This is a genomic window from Mesorhizobium sp. M2E.F.Ca.ET.219.01.1.1, assembly GCF_004016445.2.
Classification (GTDB): Bacteria; Pseudomonadota; Alphaproteobacteria; order Rhizobiales; family Rhizobiaceae; genus Mesorhizobium.
In genome coordinates this window covers 412038-428454 of sequence record NZ_SADT02000006.1, presented here as the reverse complement: position 1 = coordinate 428454, position 16417 = coordinate 412038, and the positions used below count along the sequence as shown (strand labels likewise).

Here is a 16417-nt window from a genome sequence, read left to right as displayed (position 1 = left end):
AACCGGCAGAAAGCCCGAAGCCAGGTGCTTTGGGAGGGCCAAGTGGGAATGGTCCGTTTCTGGGAAGGTTCTGGAAGGCAGAGCGTGATCCGTTACGCGAAACCCACCACGGTCGACGAGGCGCTCGCTTTGCTTGGCGAGGATCGCTGGCGCATTCTCGCCGGTGGGACGGATTTCTACCCCGCCCAGGGCGCGAAACCTTTTCGCGACAACATCCTCGACATCAACGGTCTTGCCATGTTGCGCGGCATCGAAGAGACGGACGAGTATTGGTGGATCGGCGCCCGCACCACCTGGACCGATATTGTCCGTCACCCACTCCCGCCCGCCTTCGATGCGCTGAAATCGGCCGCACGCGAGGTGGGTTCCGTACAGATCCAGAATGTCGCCTCGGTCGCCGGCAATCTCTGCAACGCCTCGCCCGCCGCCGACGGCGTGCCGGCGCTCCTTGCGCTCGACGCCGATGTCGAATTGCGCTCGGTGAAAGCCGTTCGCCATCTGCCGCTCGACGCGTTCATTCTCGGCAATCGCCGCACGGCGTTGCAGCCGGGCGAGATGGTCACTGCCATCCGCGTCCCGAAGCGCTCCGCCGTCGGCAGCTCGGCCTTCGTCAAGCTCGGCGCCCGGCGCTATCTCGTCATCTCGATCGCCATGGCGGCGGCGCGGCTCGTGGTCGAGGGTGGCATGATTGCCGATGCGGCGATCGCGGTGGGCTCCTGCTCGGCGGTCGCCCGCCGCCTCGCCGGCGTCGAGACAGCCCTGCGCGGGCGTCCGATCGATGAGGCGCTTGCCGACGCGGTGCTGTCGGCGCCGTTCGATGAATTGTCGCCGATCGCCGATGTGCGCGGCAGCGCCGAGTACCGGCAGGACGCGGCGCGCGAGATCGTCGTCCGCGCCGTGCGCTCTGCAACTGGCCTCGACCAAGGCAAGGTGGCCGCATGAACATGGCCCAATCCGGCATGACCCAGTCCGGCATGGAACGCGCCGACATTGCCTTCGAGGTCAACGGCGCGGCCGTCAGCGTCTCGGTTCCGCCGGTCCGGCGGCTGTCGCAGGTTCTGCGCGACGAGTTGCGGCTCACCGGCACCAAGGTCGGCTGCGATGCCGGCGATTGCGGCGCCTGCACGGTGCTGGTCGACGGCAATCCGGTCTGCGCCTGTCTTGTGCCGGCGGCGTCCGTCACCGGCGCTTCCGTGACCACCGTCGAAGGCCTTGCCAATGGCAGGCTTTCGGCCCTGCAGGCCTCCTTCCTCGAACATGGCGCCGCGCAATGCGGCATCTGCACGCCCGGCCTGCTGGTCGCGGCCACCGCGCTTTTGGAGCGCAACCCGACACCAAGCGAGGCCGAGACGCAGGATGCGCTGGGCGGCGTGCTCTGCCGCTGCACCGGCTACAGGAAAATCGTCGCGGCGGTGATGGGCGCCTCGCGGCAAATGAACGGCATAGACCTTCGCCTGCCGGAAGTGGGCCACGCGGTCGGGGCTTCGCCGATCCGGCTCGACGGCGTGCCGAAGGTCGATGGCACCGAGAAATTCGGCGGCGATTCCTTCCCGGCTGACGCCTTGTCGGTGCTGGTGGTCCGCTCGCCGCATTATCATGCCGGCTTCAGCTTCGGCGATCTTGAGGCCTGGACAAGCGCGCATCCCGGAATTGTCGGCGTCTTCACCGCCGCCGACATTCCCGGCAGGAATTGCTTCGGCGTCATCGGTCCCTTTGCCGACCAGCCGGCGCTGGCCGAAGGCTTTGTCCGCCTGCGCGGCGAGGCGGTGGCGCTGGTGGCGGGCGAGCGCGAGGCGATCCTCGATCTCGACCTGACGGATTTTCCGATCGCCTGGACCGAGCTGCCGCATATGCTGCAGCCCGGCGAGGCGAAGGCTGAAGGTGCCGAGCTGATCCACAGCCACCGCCCGGCGAACGTGCTCACCTCCGGCTATGTCGAACGCGGCGATCCCGACGGCGCGCTCGCGGGTGCCGCGGTCACGGTGTCGGGCGCCGTCGAAACCTCCTTTGTCGAGCATGCCTATATCGAGCCGGAAGCCGGCTACGCCTATATGGACGGCGACACGCTGGTCGTCGTCGCCTGCACCCAGGCGCCCTATATGGATCGCGACGACACCGCCAAGGTGCTCGGCCTTCCCGTCGACAAAGTCCGCATCGTGCCGACCGCCACCGGCGGCGGCTTCGGCTCGAAGCTTGATGTCTCACTGCAGCCGCTCATTGGCCTTGTGGCGATGAAGACGGGCCGCCCAGCAGCGCTCGCCTACACGCGCAATGAATCGATGATGTCGACCACCAAGCGCCATCCGGCCGAGATGAAGGCGACCATCGGCGCCGATGCCGAAGGCCGCATCACCGGCATGGTCTTCGAGGGCGACTTCAACACCGGCGCCTATGCCAGCTGGGGGCCGACGGTGGCCAATCGCGTGCCGGTGCACGCCTCCGGCCCCTATGCCACGCCGAACTACCGTGCCACCGGATACGCCATCCACACCAACGGCCCGATCGCTGGCGCCTTCCGCGGCTTCGGCGTGCCGCAGGCCACCATCATGCAGGAGACGCTCTATGACGAGCTCGCCGGCAAGCTCGGCATCGACCGGCTCGATTTCCGGCTGAAGAACTGCCTGCGCGACGGCTGCGAGACGGTCACCGGGCAGCGGCTGGAATCGGGCGTCGGTATCGGCGAATGCCTGGAGCAGCTTCAGCCGCATTGGGCGCGAGCGCTGGCCGAAGCGGAAGTCTTCAACGCGACGCATGCGGCAAGCAAGCGCGGCGTCGGGGTGGCGTCCTGCTGGTATGGCTGTGGCAACACCTCGCTGCCCAATCCCTCGACAATCAAGGTGGGCATCTCGCAAACCGGCGATGTCGTGCTGCACCAGGGCGCCGTCGATATCGGCCAAGGCTCCAACACCGTCATCACTCAGATTTGCGCTGATGCGCTTGGCCTGCCGCTGGAAAAATTCCGGCTGAAGAGCGCCGACACCGCCATCACCCCCGACGCCGGCAAAACATCCGCCTCTCGGCAGACATTCGTCACCGGCAAGGCGGCGGAGAAGGCAGGTCGCGCCTTGCGCGAAAAAATCTTGCGCTTCGCCAACGTCTCGGGGGAAGCGACGATCGCGCTCGACGGCGCGAACCTGTCCATCCGCGAGGGCGATGCTGCGCGGCGCATCGATTTGTCCGAGCTGGAAGCCAATGCCGACGGCGTCGTCTTTGTCGCCGAGGAAACCTACGACCCGCCAACGCTGCCGCTCGACGCCAAGGGCCAGGGCAAGCCCTATGCGGTCTATGGCTATGGCGCCCAGATCGCCGAGCTCGAAGTCGATCTCAAGCTCGGCACCGTCAAGCTGGTCAAGATCACCGCAGCGCACGACGTCGGCAAGGCGATCAACCCGGTGCTGGTCGAAGGCCAGATCGAGGGCGGCATCGCGCAGGGCATCGGCATGGCGCTGATGGAGGAATACATCCCCGGCCGAACCGAGAATCTGCACGACTATCTCATCCCGACCATCGGCGATGTGCCGCCGGTCGAGCATATTCTGGTCGAGGTTCCGGATCCGGAAGGACCCTTCGGCGCCAAGGGCCTCGGCGAGCATGTGCTGATCCCCACCGCGCCGGCGATCCTCAACGCCATACGCCACGCCACTGGCGTCCTTGTCACCAAGGTGCCGGCGACGCCGAGCCGCATCCTGGCGGCGATCCGTGAGAAGGAGGCGCGCCGATGAGCGAGCTTGCCGAACGTTTCGAAACCCATGATCCCGGCGAGAAGCAGGTGGCGGAAAAGATCCGCTGCGATGCCTGTCCGGTCATGTGCTACATCGCCGACGGCCGCACCGGCGCCTGCGACCGCTACGGCAATGTCGGCGGCCGTATCGTGCGCATGGACCCGCTGACCATCCTTGACCACGCCGCCGAGACCGGGGGCGCGGTGGTGCCTTTCGTCGCCGAGGGCGAGGCCTGGAACGGCGAACTGGTCAACACTGGCCGCCGCTTCGTCACCGCGATCGGCGCCGGCACCACCTATCCCGATTATAAGCCGGCACCCTTCATCGTCAGCCAGGAGGTCGAGGGCGTCGATCTCGTCACCGTCCTCACCGAGGGCATCTTCTCCTATTGCGGCGTCAAGGTGAAGATCGACACCGACCGCCATATCGGCGACGAGACGGCGACGGTGCGGTCGCAAGGCGAGGCGATCGGCCATGTCACGACCGGCGAATACGGCTCGCAGATGCTGTCGCTCGGCGGCGTCCATCACCTCACCGGCGGCTCCAAGCAGGAAGGCCGCGCCACCTGCGATGCGCTGCTCAACCTCTGCAATCGCAAGCCGGTCGAGCTCACCATCGATGGCGGCGCGACGGTAATCGTCGAAGCCGGCAAACCGCCAGTCATCGACGGCAAGGTCGAGCATCGCATGCGCGTCGGCTGCGGCTCGGCCACCATCGGCATGTTCGCCACGCAATGGCGCGGTCTCGTCGACGAAGTCGTTGTGGTCGACGACCACATCACCGGCGTCGTCTCCGAGCACCAGGCCGGCAAAGTGCTGGGTTGGGAAGACACCGGGATAAAGATCATCGGCCGCCGTTCGACGCCCGGCCGCTACTTCAAGGTGTCGGAGCCCGGCCTCGGTTGGGGCGGCACGACGATCTCCGATCCGTTGTCGATCCTCGGCGACTGGAACGCCAAGAAGGGTGCGCGTCCCGGCCTGTCGCTGCTGATGGTGTCGACCACCGGCGAGCAGTTCGCCTACTACGAGCTGGACGACGAGTTGAAGCCGGTTCAGAAGCCATTTCCCGAACGGCTGCAAAAGTCCGTCGGCCTGATCGAGGACAATTGCGAGCCGGCGCTCTGCACCGTTCTCTTCATCGGCGGCGCAGGCGGCTCGCTGCGCGCCGGCGTCACCGAAAACCCCGTGAACCTCACCCGTTCGGTTCAAGGCCTGAGGACATATGTCACCGTCGGCGGCGCGCCGGTCTATGTCTGGCCGGGCGGCGGCATCACGCTGATGGTCGACGTCACCCGCGTGCCGGAAGGCGCATTCGGCTATGTGCCGACGCCGGCGCTGGTCGCGCCGATCGAATTCACCATGCGCCGCGACGACTATGTCCGGCTGGGCGGCTATGAAAACGAGATCCGCAGCGTCGAGGACATCCTCGCCAAGGGCGGCGAGTATCTCAACCCGCGCCGCGGCACCGGCGCGCCGGCCAACAATCCCTGGCCGCCGCTGGCGCAGCTGCGGCGCGCCGCCGCGAATGGTGCCGGGTGATGAACGGCCCGCAGGCGCATTGGCTGGCCGATGGCCGGCGGCTCCATCTCAACCATGGGCCGATCGACCTCATCGTCGAGGCCTTCGGCTCTGACGACGAGCGTCGCGCCGCTTACGAGCAGGTGGTCGCGCGCTTCCAGACGATCCTGATCGAGCTGGTCGAGGAGCTTCCGGAATTGCGCCTCCCTGCATTCTTCCTGGCGCCGCGTGATTTCGCCGGCCCGACGGCGCGCCGCATGGAAGCAGCCGTCATGCCCTTGGCCGAATGCTTCATCACACCGATGGCTGCCGTCGCCGGGTCGGTAGCCGACGAAATTCTTGGCGCGATGCTCTCCGGCCGCCGACTCGACCGCGCTTACGTCAACAATGGCGGCGATTGCGCCATCTATCTCGGCAGGGACCAGTCGATGACGGTGGCGATTGCCGGCACCGGCAATGGCGTGGCAGATCGCGTCGGCATCCGCGCCGAGGATGGCGTGCGCGGTGTTGCCACCAGCGGTTGGCGCGGCCGGTCGTTTTCTCTGGGCATTGCCGATGCCGTCACCGTTCTCGCGCCGACCGGCGCCGAGGCCGATGCGGCGGCAACGCTGATTGCCAACGCCGTCGACCTGCCCGGTCACCCTGCCATCGCGCGCGTTCCGGCGCGCGACCTGGCGCCCGACAGCGATCTCGGAGAGCAACTGGTGACGCAGAGCGTCGGCGCGCTTTCGCCGGGCGACATTGCCCGGGCGCTGGACAAGGGCCTCGCCGTCGCCGAAGATTTTCGCCGGCGCGGCCTGGTCGCGGCCTCGGCGCTGTTTCTGGCGGGCGAGACCCGCATCAGCGGCGCAATAGCGCTCGCCGCGCCCAACAAGCATGCGCAGGAGGAATTTGCCGATGCCTGAGTTTCCGATCCGCAAGGTCGCGGTGCTGACCGAGGAGATTTTCCACGACGGCGGCCCCGTCGCGAAAGAGCCCCGCCTTCGCGCGGCGGCTCTCGCCGTGGTCAAGAACCCTTTCGCCGGCCGTTATGTGGAAGAGCTGCAGGGCGCGATGGAGGACTTGAAGCCGCTGGGCCTCCTGCTCTCCGACAGGTTGATTGCGGCGCTCGGCGGCGACGTGAAGAAGATCGACGGCTACGGCAAGGGCGCCATCGTCGGTTCGGCCGGCGAATTGGAGCACGGCGCGCTTTGGCATGTGCCGGGCGGCTATGCCATGCGCGAGCGGCTGGGCGACGCCAAGGCGATCGTTCCGTCGGCCAAGAAGGTCGGCGCTTTCGGTTCAAGGCTTGACGTGCCGCTCGGCCACATCAACGCCGCCTATGTGCGCAGCCATTTCGACGCCATGGAGGTCGGCATCAGCGACGGCCCGCGTCCCGACGAGATCCTGTTCTGCCTCGCCATGACCTGCGGCCCGCGCGTCCACAACCGCATGGGCGGCCTTGCGGCTGAGGACATCAAGGCATGGGATGGCCTGAGATGAGCGGCGAGGACAATCTGCTGCGGCTGGTCGAGGTCGAGGACGGCGACGAGAACAACTACCATCTGCAGGATCAGGTCGGCTTCATCCTGCGCAAGGCGCATCAGCGCCATGTCTCGATCTTCGCCTCGCATATCGGCGACCTGACGCCGCCGCAATTCGCGGCCTTGGCCAAGCTCTACGATATCGGCGAGACCTCGCAGAACCAGTTGGGGACGCTGATCGCGATGGACGCGGCCACGGTGAAGGGCGTCATCGACCGGCTGAAGGCGCGCGGCCTTGTCGAGGTCTCCAAGCACGAGGTCGACAAGCGGCGGCTGCTGGTCAACCTGACGCCGGAAGGCCGCGAAGCGATCGAACGGCTGATCCCGCTCGCCCGCGCCATCACCGAGGAAACGCTGGCGCCGCTGACGGCCAAGGAAGCCGCGACGTTTCTCAGGTTGTTGGCGAAATTGGCGTAGCGGATCGCATTCTTTGCTCTTCGGCGCTGGTGGGACAGCACCCCCCTCTGGCCTGCCGGCCATCTCCCCCGCAAGGGGGGGAGATCAAATGTCGCAGCCGCTTTCGCCAACCGCCAACGACGGAAGAGATGCGCCGGCGCCGGAACTGCCAATCTCCCCCCTTGCGGGGGAGATGCCCGGCAGGGCAGAGGGGGGCCGACGGGAACTCGACGTGGACTTGAACATATCGGCTCCACCTTCGGCCGATCATCAGTCGTCCGGCTACAAATCCACCCCAAACATCTCCTTGGCCTGCTCGGCCGTATAGTAACCCAGCCGGACATCCTCGGCGACCTGCTTCGGGTCCCGCTCACGCGGATCGCCATAGCCGCCGCCGCCCGGCGTGCCGACGCGCACGCGGTCGCCGGCCTTGAGCGCTATGTCCTGCTCCTTGGAAAGATGCGGTGGCACATGCGCTTCGCCGCCCCGAAAGACGGTCACGCTGTTCGGCGCGCCGTCCTCGCCGCCGAGCGCACCCTGCGGCCCGAAACGGCCGTGATCCATGACGAAGGACGCGCGCGCCTCACCGCGCAATATCTCGACCTCATAGGCGAGCCCGAAGCCGCCGCGATGTTTTCCCGCGCCGCCGGATCCCTCGCGCAGCGCGTAATGCCGGTAGAGCACCGGAAAGGCCTGCTCCATGATCTCGACCGGCGGCGATTTCGAAATGCCGATGGTCGAGCAGCCATTGCTCAAGCCGTCATGGCCGGCATTGCCGCCATAGCCGCCGCCCGAGATCTGGTACATGACATAGTCGCGTCCGCGCGCCGGATCGTTGCCGCCGAGCGCGAAATTGCCGCTGGAGCCGGCGGGTGCGGCCGTCACCTTCTCGGGCAGCGCCTGCACCATCGCCGCGAACACGGCTTCCGCGATGCGCTGCGAAACCTCCGCCGCGCAGCCCGACACGGGACGCGGATATTTCGCATCGAGGAAGGTGCCTTCCGGCCGCTTGACGTTCAGGGGCTCGAAAGCGCCGGCGCTGATCGGCACCTCCGGAAAAATATGCCGCATGGCGAGGTAGACAGACGACAAGGTCGTCGCCAGCACGCTGTTCATCGGCCCGGCGCAGGGTTTTGACGAGCCGGCAAAGTCGAAGGTCAGCGTTTCGCCCTTTTTCTCGACGGCGAGATTGATGGTGAGCGGCTCGTTCACCACGCCGTCGGAATCGACGAAGGCCTGCGAGCGGTAGACGCCGTCCGGTATGACGGCGATCGACGCGCGCATCTGCTCGGCGGCGCGGCGGCGCAGTTCCGCGATCGCCTCGACGACGGATTCGTCACCGTAACGATCCAGGATTTCATTGAGCCTGTCCTGGCCGATCAAGAGAGCCGCCGCCTGCGCGCGGATATCGCCGATGCGCTGGTCGGCGACCCGGATGTTCGAGCAGATGATGGCGTAGATCTCCGTATCGAGCACGCCCTTCTTGAACAGTTTCACTGGCGGCAGCCGCAAGCCTTCCTGCTCGACGGCGGTGGCCGACGCCGAAAAACCGCCCGGGACCGAGCCGCCGATATCCGGCCAATGGCCGGTGTTGGACAGCCAGCAAAAGATCTTGCCGCCGCGATAGACAGGCATGACGAAGCGCACATCCATCAAATGCGTGCCGCCGAGATAGGGGTCGTTGACGATGTAGATGTCGCCCGGCTCCGGCGCCAGGCAGCGGCCGTCGGCGATCATCTCGATCACCGTCTTCGTCGAATATTGCATGACGCCGACGAACACCGGCAGGCCCTGGCTGCCTTGCGCGATCAGCGAGCCGTCCACGGCCGAGTAGATGCCGTCCGAGCGGTCATTGGCCTCGGCGATGACCGGCGAGAAGGCCGCGCGGGAAAACGTCAAATCCATTTCATCGCAGACTTGCTGCAGCGCCGCCTGCAGCACCGAAAGCGTGATCGTGTCGAGCTTTGCCATCTCAAGCCTCGCCGATGTCGATGATGATGTTGCCGTCGGCATCCGAGCGCGCCCGGTCGCCAGGTTCGAGCACGGTGGTGGCGTCCATTTGTTCCAGGATCGCCGGCCCTTCGATCACGGCATCGAGCGGCAGCTTTTCGCGGGCATAGACCGGCGTGTCATGCCAGGTGCCGTGATACCAGACCGGCCGGATCTCGCGCCGCGCCTCCTCGAGCGTTGCCGCGCGGCCAGCAGGGTCGATCAGCCGCGACAGGTCGATCTGCGGCCGCACGCCGGTGACCGACGTGTTGAGGTTGACGAGGTTGGCGCGGATTTCCGGCAGCTCGACCTTGAAGCGGGCGAAATAGGCTTTCTCGAACAGAAGCTGCAGTGTTTCTCGTGAAACCGAGGACGACGGCAGCGGTACGTTGATGATGTGCGTCTGGCCGACGAACTGCATGTCGGCGGAATGGGTGACGCGGATCGCATCCGGCTTCACCGGTTCCTTGGCGATCAGCGCCTCGCCTTCGTTACGGTGCCGTTCCAATACCTCGTGAAGCGAAGCTTCATCGAGCAGCCTCACGGGCTGGTTGATCGTGTTGACGAAGTCGTGCCGCAGATCGGCGACGACGCAGCCGAGGGCATTGGTGATGCCCGGCCGCGCCGGCACCAGCACGCGCGGCAGGCCGAGCTCGCGGGCAAGCGCCGTCGCGTGCAGCGGCCCGGCGCCGCCAAAGGCGAACAGCGCGAAATCGCGCGGGTCATGGCCGCGCGAGACCGAAACCATGCGGATGGCGCCCGCCATCTTCATGTTGCCGAGCCTGAGCACCGCGCCCGCGGCCTCGACGCCGGAAAGGCCCGTCCTCTTGCCGATCTTGTCCTCGAAAATGCCGGTGACGCGTTCGACGGTGACCGGATTGTCGACCGCGAGCAGCTTCTTTGGCGCCAGGCGGCCGAGTACCAGATTGGCGTCGGTGATGGTCGGTTCCGCGCCGCCGCGCCCGTAGCAGATCGGGCCGGGATTGGCGCCGGCGCTTTCCGGGCCGATCTGGATCAGTCCGGCCGCGTCGACGCGTGCGATCGAACCGCCGCCGGCCCCCACGGTGTGCACCGCCACCATCGGCACATGGATCGGCATCGCATATTCGATCTCGATCTCGTTCGACACGGCGGGTTCGGCATTGCGGATCAGCGCCACGTCGGTCGAGGTGCCACCCATGTCATAGGTGACGAGATTGCCGAAGCCGGCGCGTTTTCCGGTATAGGCAGCCGCGATCACGCCCGAGGCCGGGCCGGACATAACCGTCTTGGCCGATTCCAGCGTGACGAAACGGGCCGAGATCATGCCGCCATTGCCGTTCATGATCAAGAAGTCGCGGGCGTAGCCCTTCGCCGCCAGCTCCTTGCGCAGCCGCTCGACATAGCGTTCGAGGATCGGCTGCACGGAGGCGTTGACCGCCGCCGTCACGCCGCGTTCGAACTCGCGCGCTTCCGAAAGCAGCGCATGTCCGGTGGTGATGTGCCCGTTCGGCCAGCTCTCCGCCGCGATCTCCGCGGCGCGCCGCTCGTGCGCGGGGTTGGCGTAGGAGTGCAGGAAATGGATGACGAGCGACTCGCAGCCGGCGTCGAGCAGCTTTTTCACCGCGTCGCGCATCTCGGCTTCATCGAGCGGAATGCGCACGGCGCCCGAAGCCTCGACCCGTTCCGACACTTCGAGCCGAAGGTCGCGCGGAATGACCGGCACGAAGGTTCCCGTCATCCCATAGGCCTGCGGTCGCGTGCGCCGCCCAAGCTCGATCACGTCGCGAAAGCCGCGCGTGGTGATCATGCCGGTCCGCGCCAACCGCCGCTCCAGCACGGCGTTGGTCGTGGTCGTCGTGCCATGCACGATGAGGTCGATGCCGTCGACCGGGAAGCCGGTCGCGCCGAGCGCCGAAACCACGCCAAAGGCCTGATTTTCCACCGTGGTCGGCGTCTTGGCGATATGCACCTTGCCGCCTGCCTTGCCGTCGATCAAAAGCAGATCGGTGAACGTTCCGCCCACATCGATACCGGCAACAACACTTCCCGCCGACGCGGAAAATTTCTCATCCATTGTCGAAACCCGAAATGCCAGAACTACGGATATGCCTCGGTTTGGAAAGGCGTTTTACGTCACCATCTTGACGTCGAGATCATTTGTATACTAATAAATTCTGGACACAAGAGCTTACCGCTTGGCAGTGTGCAGAAGGCGCCGGAACCTGATCGTTCGGGCGCGCAGGAGAAAGTTTGGCGCCAGCGCGTTTGTCTGGGCCGGAAAGTTGGGTTGATGAACACGACATCCGCGTTGAACACCGCCGGCGCAAGGCCGCTGCAGTTCCCGATCCCGGCCAATGTCTATGCCGAGACCGTGGTGTCGGTGAAGCATTACACCGACCGGCTGTTCTCCTTCCGCATCACCCGCCCGCAGTCGCTGCGCTTCCGCTCCGGCGAGTTCGTCATGATCGGCCTGCCCAATGCCGAGAAGCCGATCTTCCGTGCCTATTCGGTCGCCAGCCCCGCCTGGGACGACGAGCTGGAATTCTTCTCGATCAAGGTGCCGGACGGCCCGCTGACTTCCGAGCTGCAGAAGATCCAGGTCGGCGACACCGTCATCATGCGCCAGAAGGCGACCGGCACGCTGGTGCTCGACGCGCTGACGCCCGCTAAGCGCGTGTTCATGATCTCGACCGGCACCGGCATCGCGCCCTTCGCCAGCCTGCTGCGCGATCCCGACACCTATGAGAAGTTCGACCAGGTGATCCTCACACACACCTGCCGTGACATTGCCGAGCTCACTTACGGCCAGGAGCTGGTGGCGGCGCTCGAAAGCGATCCGCTGATCGGCGAGCTGACCGCCGGCCGCGTCACGCTCTACAATTCGACCACCCGCGAGGAATCGGCGCGCATGGGCCGCATTACCGCGCTGATCGGCTCCGGCAAGTTCTATTCCGACCTCGGCATCGACAAGCTCAACGCTGAAACCGACCGCATCATGATCTGCGGCTCGATGCACATGCTGACGGACGTCAAGGAACTCGCCGAAAGCCTCGGCTTCCAGGAAGGTTCCTTGAGCCGTCCGGCCAGCTTCGTCGTCGAGCGCGCCTTCGTCGGCTGAGCGTATCGTAGTCCGCCAGCTCTGTTGGAAGCCACTGAGATTTACCGGCGACATCCGTGCTTCGTCATTCTAGGGCGGAGCAAGGAGCGGAGCGACGCGCGCAGACCCTAGAATCCATGCCGTTACGCTAAAGCGTTGCAGCGGTTACAGAATTCTGCACCGTTGCACTCCACGCGGAAGGTCACGGCATGGATACTCGGGTCAAGCCCGAGTATGACGACGAGATGGGGCGTTTCGGCCAATCTCCAACGCCGGGAGCGTCTACTCAGGATGGCGTTTTGACCATGCGGTCAAAAATCTGCTGCCTGAGCCGCCTTTTTCCGCTATGAGCCTTTGAAGGACTCGTGAAGCATTGCTTCGCGGGTTATCTTCGTGCCTGTCGTCCAACGATGCGCATGAAGATATGAAGCGCAACCGCGCCGAAACGAAAGGGCAGGAGATGAGCAGCACGATCCGCGAGGCAGGCGCTGGCGCGCCCAAAATCATGCCGCTGCCGGCGCGCGCCGCCGCCAACACGCCGCTGCCGCTGGAACACGGCATTGCCCGCAACCCCGGCATGAAGCTCGATCTCGGCTTTCTGGAATCGGTGCGCAGCGTCAACCGCTCGGCGCTGGAGCGCCGTGTCGCCACGCTGACCAAGCGGCGCTCGATCAAGGCCGACAACCAGGCCGCCTGGCTCTTGCGCGCCATCGCCTGCATGGACCTCACAACGCTCAATTCCAACGATACTGACGAGCGCGTGCGCCGGCTCTGCGCCAAGGCGATCAACCCGCTGCGCAAGGATATCGTCGAGGGCCTCGGCATCTCGGGCGAAACCATCCGTCCGGCCGCGGTCTGCGTCTACCATCCCTTCGTCGCCACCGCGGTCGACGCGCTGCGCGGCACCGGCATCCATGTCGCCGCGGTCTCCACCGCATTCCCGCATGGACTTGCGCCACTCTCGACCCGCCTGCAGGAGATCGAGGCCTCGGTGAAGGACGGCGCCGACGAGATCGACGTCGTCATCCCGCGCGGGCTGGTCTACGGCGCCAAATGGCGCGAACTGTTCAACGAGATCGTCGCCATGCGCGCCGCCTGCGGCGAGGCGCATCTCAAGGTCATCCTCGGCACTGGCGACCTCGCCACTTTGCGCAACGTCATGCTCGCCTCGATGGTGGCGATGATGGCGGGGGCGGACTTCATCAAGACCTCGACCGGCAAGGAAAGCGTCAACGCCACGCTTCCCGTCGGCCTCGCCATGCTGCGCGCCATCCGCGCATATTTCGAGGAAACCGGCTACCTGATCGGCTTCAAGCCGGCGGGCGGCATTTCGACGGCGAAAGTCTCGCTCGACTGGCTGGTGCTGATGAAGGAAGAGCTCGGCCGGCCATGGCTCGAGCCGGAGCTGTTCCGCTTCGGCGCCTCCAGCCTGCTCACCGACATCGAACGCCAGCTCGAACATCATTTGACCGGTCACTACTCGGCCAACCATCGCCACGCGATGGCGTAGGGCGAGTGAAAGGCCTTGAACGCCGAGTTCCTTCGCGCCCCCCTCTGTCCTGCCGGACATCTCCCCCACAAGGGGGGAGATCAGCTTGCGCCTTTTTCCGCTCCAGTCCTGCAACGCTGGCGATTGGCGAAATCGCCGATGACGGCCAATCTCCCCACAAGTGGGGGAGATGTCCGGCAGGACAGAGGGGGGCGCCGTAGAGCACCTACTTATCCAGAAATCTCCTCCGGAAGGAGCACCCCATGAACATCCTCGAACGCTATCACGCCATGGAATACGGCCCGGCGCCGGAAGCCCGCAACGAGGCGGATGCCTGGCTCGCCGCACGCGATTTCTCCAAGTCTTTGTTCATCGATGGCGCCTGGAAGGCGGCGGCCGGCGGCAAGACTTTCGAGACTAGCGAGCCGTCCTCCGGCAAGCTTCTGGCCAAGATCTCGGATGCCGGCGCCGCCGACATCGATGCCGCGGTCCAGGCAGCCGCCAAGGCGCTGCCGAAATGGTCGGCCTCCTCCGGCTACGCCCGCGCGAAGGTGCTCTACGCCATCGGCCGCGCCATGCAGCGCCACCAGCGCCTGTTCGCGGTGCTGGAATCGATCGACAACGGCAAGCCGATCCGCGAAAGCCGCGACATCGACGTGCCGCTGGCGATCCGCCATTTCATCCATCACGCCGGCTGGGCGCAGACGCTCGAGAACGATTTTCCCGACCACAAGCCGGTCGGCGTCGTCGGCCAGGTCATACCGTGGAATTTCCCGCTGCTGATGCTGGCGTGGAAGATCGCGCCGGCACTCGCCGCCGGCTGCACGGTGGTGCTGAAGCCTGCCGAATTCACCCCGCTCACCGCCATCCTGTTCGCCGAGATCTGCGAGCGGGCAGGCGTGCCGAAGGGCGTCGTCAACATCGTCCAGGGCGGGCCCGAGGCGGGCGCTGCCATCGTCAACCATCCCGGCATCCAGAAGATCGCCTTCACCGGCTCGTCCGAAGTCGGCAAGATCATCCGCAAGGCGACCGCCGGATCGGGCAAGAAGCTTTCGCTGGAACTCGGCGGCAAGTCGGCCTTCATCGTCTTCGAGGACGCCGATCTCGACAGCGCCGTCGAAGGCCTGGTCGATGGCATCTGGTTCAACCAGGGCCAGGTCTGCTGCGCGGGCTCGCGCCTCCTGGTGCAGGAAGGCGTCGCCGAGGCCTTCATCGCCAAGGTCAAGGTCAGGATGAGCCGGCTGCGCGTCGGCAGCCCGCTCGACAAGAACACCGATATCGGCCCGCTCGTCGACCGCACCCAGCTCGACCGCGTCAAGGGTCTGATCGCCGAGGGCGCCAAGCAGGGCGCCGTCTGCTGGCAGCCGGACGCCGCTTTGCCGTCCTCCGGCTACTATCACCTGCCGACACTGGCGACGGGTGTTTCGCCGGCTAACATTCTCGCGCAAGAAGAAGTGTTCGGCCCGGTGCTGGCGACCATGACCTTCCGCAACACCGAGGAAGCGATCGAGCTTGCCAACAACACGCGATACGGCCTCGCCGCTTCCGTGTGGAGCGAGAACGTCAATCTGGCCCTGCATGTCGCGCCGCAATTGAAGGCCGGCGTGGTGTGGGTCAACGGCACCAACATGTTCGACGCCGCCTGCGGCTTTGGCGGCTACCGCGAAAGCGGCTTTGGCCGTGAAGGCGGCCGCGAGGGCATGTTCGAATATCTGGCGGCAAAGCTGCCCGTAGGCCCGGCCATCAAGCCGGCTGCGACCGGCTCGGCCCAGCCGGTCGAGCAGGTCGACGGCACGGCCATCGACCGCACGGCAAAATTGTTCATCGGCGGCAAGCAGGCACGGCCGGACGGCAACTACTCGCTCTCCGTCGCCTCTGCCAGGGGCAAGCTTGCCGGTGAAGTCGGCCTCGGCAACAGGAAGGACATCCGCGACGCCGTCGCCGCCGCCCGCGCCTGCAAGCCATGGCCGGACGCGACCGCCTACAACCGCAGCCAGGTGCTCTACTATTTCGCCGAGAACCTGTCGGGCCGTGCCGACGAATTCGCCGCGCGGCTTGTCCAGCTGACCGGCGTCACCGCCAAGGCCGCGCGCGAGGAGGTCGAGCAGTCGATCGAGCGGCTGTTCCTCTATGCCGGCCTCGCCGACAAGTTCGAGGGTCGTGTTCACCAGCCGCCGGCCCGCGTCGTGACACTGGCGCTGCATGAGCCCGTCGGCGTCGTCGGCATCGTCGCGCCGGACAACCAGCCTTTGCTCAACTTCATCTCACTGGTGGCGCCGGCGCTCGCCATGGGCAACACCGTGGTCGCGGTTCCGTCGGAGCGGCACCCGCTTTTGGCCACCGACCTCTATCAGGTGATCGAATATTCCGACTTGCCTGCCGGCGCGATCAACATCGTCACCGGCCGCAGCGCCGAGCTCGCCGGCGTGCTGGCCAAGCATGACGATGTCGACGGGCTCTGGCTGTTCGCCGATGCCGACACCTGCGCCAAGGCGGAGGCAGACTCCATCGGCAACCTCAAGCGGGTCTGGACCGGCAATGGCCGCACGCTCGACTGGGGGTCAGGCGAGGCCGCCGGCGATGCGTTCCTGCGCCGCGCCATCGAGGTCAAGAACGTCTGGGTGCCCTACGGCGACTGATTGCTTCCAAAGGGCGGTGTGCCTGAATGGTCCAGGCTGGTGAGACTTGTTGCCCGGTTGTCG

General features: G+C 66.0%; 11 protein-coding genes. 9 read left to right on the top strand and 2 right to left on the bottom strand.

The window, feature by feature from the left end:
• The first annotated feature begins 84 nt into the window (after positions 1-84).
• The 6 genes from EN862_RS27905 to EN862_RS27880 are packed head-to-tail and all read left to right on the top strand — an operon-like array spanning position 85 to position 7179.
• Positions 85-942, top strand: a complete 858-nt coding sequence (locus EN862_RS27905; RefSeq protein ID WP_127866695.1) for a xanthine dehydrogenase family protein subunit M — start codon at positions 85-87, stop codon at positions 940-942.
• Complete coding sequence (locus tag EN862_RS27900; protein ID WP_127866694.1) at positions 939-3722, top strand: molybdopterin-dependent oxidoreductase; 2784 nt, start codon at positions 939-941, stop codon at positions 3720-3722. Before EN862_RS27905 ends, EN862_RS27900 begins: the two co-directional genes overlap by 4 nt.
• Entirely contained in the window at positions 3719-5260 is a 1542-nt protein-coding gene (locus tag EN862_RS27895) for a 6-hydroxynicotinate reductase (protein WP_127866693.1), read from the top strand. The genes EN862_RS27900 and EN862_RS27895 overlap by 4 nt, the downstream gene beginning before the upstream one ends.
• On the top strand, positions 5260-6144 hold the full coding sequence (locus tag EN862_RS27890; RefSeq protein ID WP_127866692.1) for a UPF0280 family protein: 885 nt from the start codon (positions 5260-5262) through the stop codon (positions 6142-6144). The genes EN862_RS27895 and EN862_RS27890 overlap by 1 nt, the downstream gene beginning before the upstream one ends.
• Positions 6137-6721: an amino acid synthesis family protein gene (locus EN862_RS27885; protein ID WP_127866691.1), complete on the top strand. Its 585-nt coding sequence runs from the start codon at positions 6137-6139 to the stop codon at positions 6719-6721. Before EN862_RS27890 ends, EN862_RS27885 begins: the two co-directional genes overlap by 8 nt.
• A complete protein-coding gene (locus EN862_RS27880; protein ID WP_127866838.1) occupies positions 6718-7179 on the top strand; it encodes a MarR family transcriptional regulator in 462 nt (153 codons plus the stop codon). The genes EN862_RS27885 and EN862_RS27880 overlap by 4 nt, the downstream gene beginning before the upstream one ends.
• Positions 7180-7440: 261 nt before the next feature.
• Here EN862_RS27880 and EN862_RS27870 read toward each other — a convergent pair whose 3' ends face one another.
• Positions 7441-9129 (bottom strand): hydantoinase B/oxoprolinase family protein, encoded by a 1689-nt coding sequence (locus EN862_RS27870; protein WP_127866690.1) that lies wholly within the window; start codon positions 9127-9129, stop codon positions 7441-7443.
• A 1-nt stretch (position 9130) separates the two neighbouring features.
• Positions 9131-11203, bottom strand: a complete 2073-nt coding sequence (locus EN862_RS27865; protein ID WP_127866689.1) for a hydantoinase/oxoprolinase family protein — start codon at positions 11201-11203, stop codon at positions 9131-9133.
• 216 nt (positions 11204-11419) lie between these two features.
• Between EN862_RS27865 and EN862_RS27860 the strand changes: the two genes are divergently transcribed.
• The 3 genes from EN862_RS27860 (at position 11420) to EN862_RS27850 (ending at position 16354) form a co-directional block, all read left to right on the top strand.
• Positions 11420-12247, top strand: coding sequence for a ferredoxin--NADP reductase (locus EN862_RS27860; protein WP_127866688.1), 828 nt, complete (start codon positions 11420-11422; stop codon positions 12245-12247).
• A 439-nt stretch (positions 12248-12686) separates the two neighbouring features.
• A complete protein-coding gene (gene deoC / locus EN862_RS27855; protein WP_127866687.1) occupies positions 12687-13736 on the top strand; it encodes a deoxyribose-phosphate aldolase in 1050 nt (349 codons plus the stop codon).
• Between the two features lie 242 nt (positions 13737-13978).
• Positions 13979-16354 (top strand): aldehyde dehydrogenase family protein, encoded by a 2376-nt coding sequence (locus tag EN862_RS27850; RefSeq protein WP_127866686.1) that lies wholly within the window; start codon positions 13979-13981, stop codon positions 16352-16354.
• Positions 16355-16417: the final 63 nt, after the last annotated feature.

Excerpts from the sequence above, each read along its gene's own strand:
- EN862_RS27900 (WP_127866694.1), top strand. The coding sequence starts at position 939 with ATGAACATGGCCCAATCCGGCATGACCCAGTCCGGCATGGAACGCGCC.
- deoC (WP_127866687.1), top strand. The coding sequence starts at position 12,687 with ATGAGCAGCACGATCCGCGAGGCAGGCGCTGGCGCGCCCAAAATCATG.
- EN862_RS27880 (WP_127866838.1), top strand. The coding sequence starts at position 6,718 with ATGAGCGGCGAGGACAATCTGCTGCGGCTGGTCGAGGTCGAGGACGGC.
- EN862_RS27860 (WP_127866688.1), top strand. The coding sequence starts at position 11,420 with ATGAACACGACATCCGCGTTGAACACCGCCGGCGCAAGGCCGCTGCAG.
- EN862_RS27865 (WP_127866689.1), bottom strand. The coding sequence starts at position 11,203 with ATGGATGAGAAATTTTCCGCGTCGGCGGGAAGTGTTGTTGCCGGTATC.
- EN862_RS27895 (WP_127866693.1), top strand. The coding sequence starts at position 3,719 with ATGAGCGAGCTTGCCGAACGTTTCGAAACCCATGATCCCGGCGAGAAG.
- EN862_RS27850 (WP_127866686.1), top strand. The coding sequence starts at position 13,979 with ATGAACATCCTCGAACGCTATCACGCCATGGAATACGGCCCGGCGCCG.
- EN862_RS27870 (WP_127866690.1), bottom strand. The coding sequence starts at position 9,129 with ATGGCAAAGCTCGACACGATCACGCTTTCGGTGCTGCAGGCGGCGCTG.
- EN862_RS27890 (WP_127866692.1), top strand. The coding sequence starts at position 5,260 with ATGAACGGCCCGCAGGCGCATTGGCTGGCCGATGGCCGGCGGCTCCAT.
- EN862_RS27885 (WP_127866691.1), top strand. The coding sequence starts at position 6,137 with ATGCCTGAGTTTCCGATCCGCAAGGTCGCGGTGCTGACCGAGGAGATT.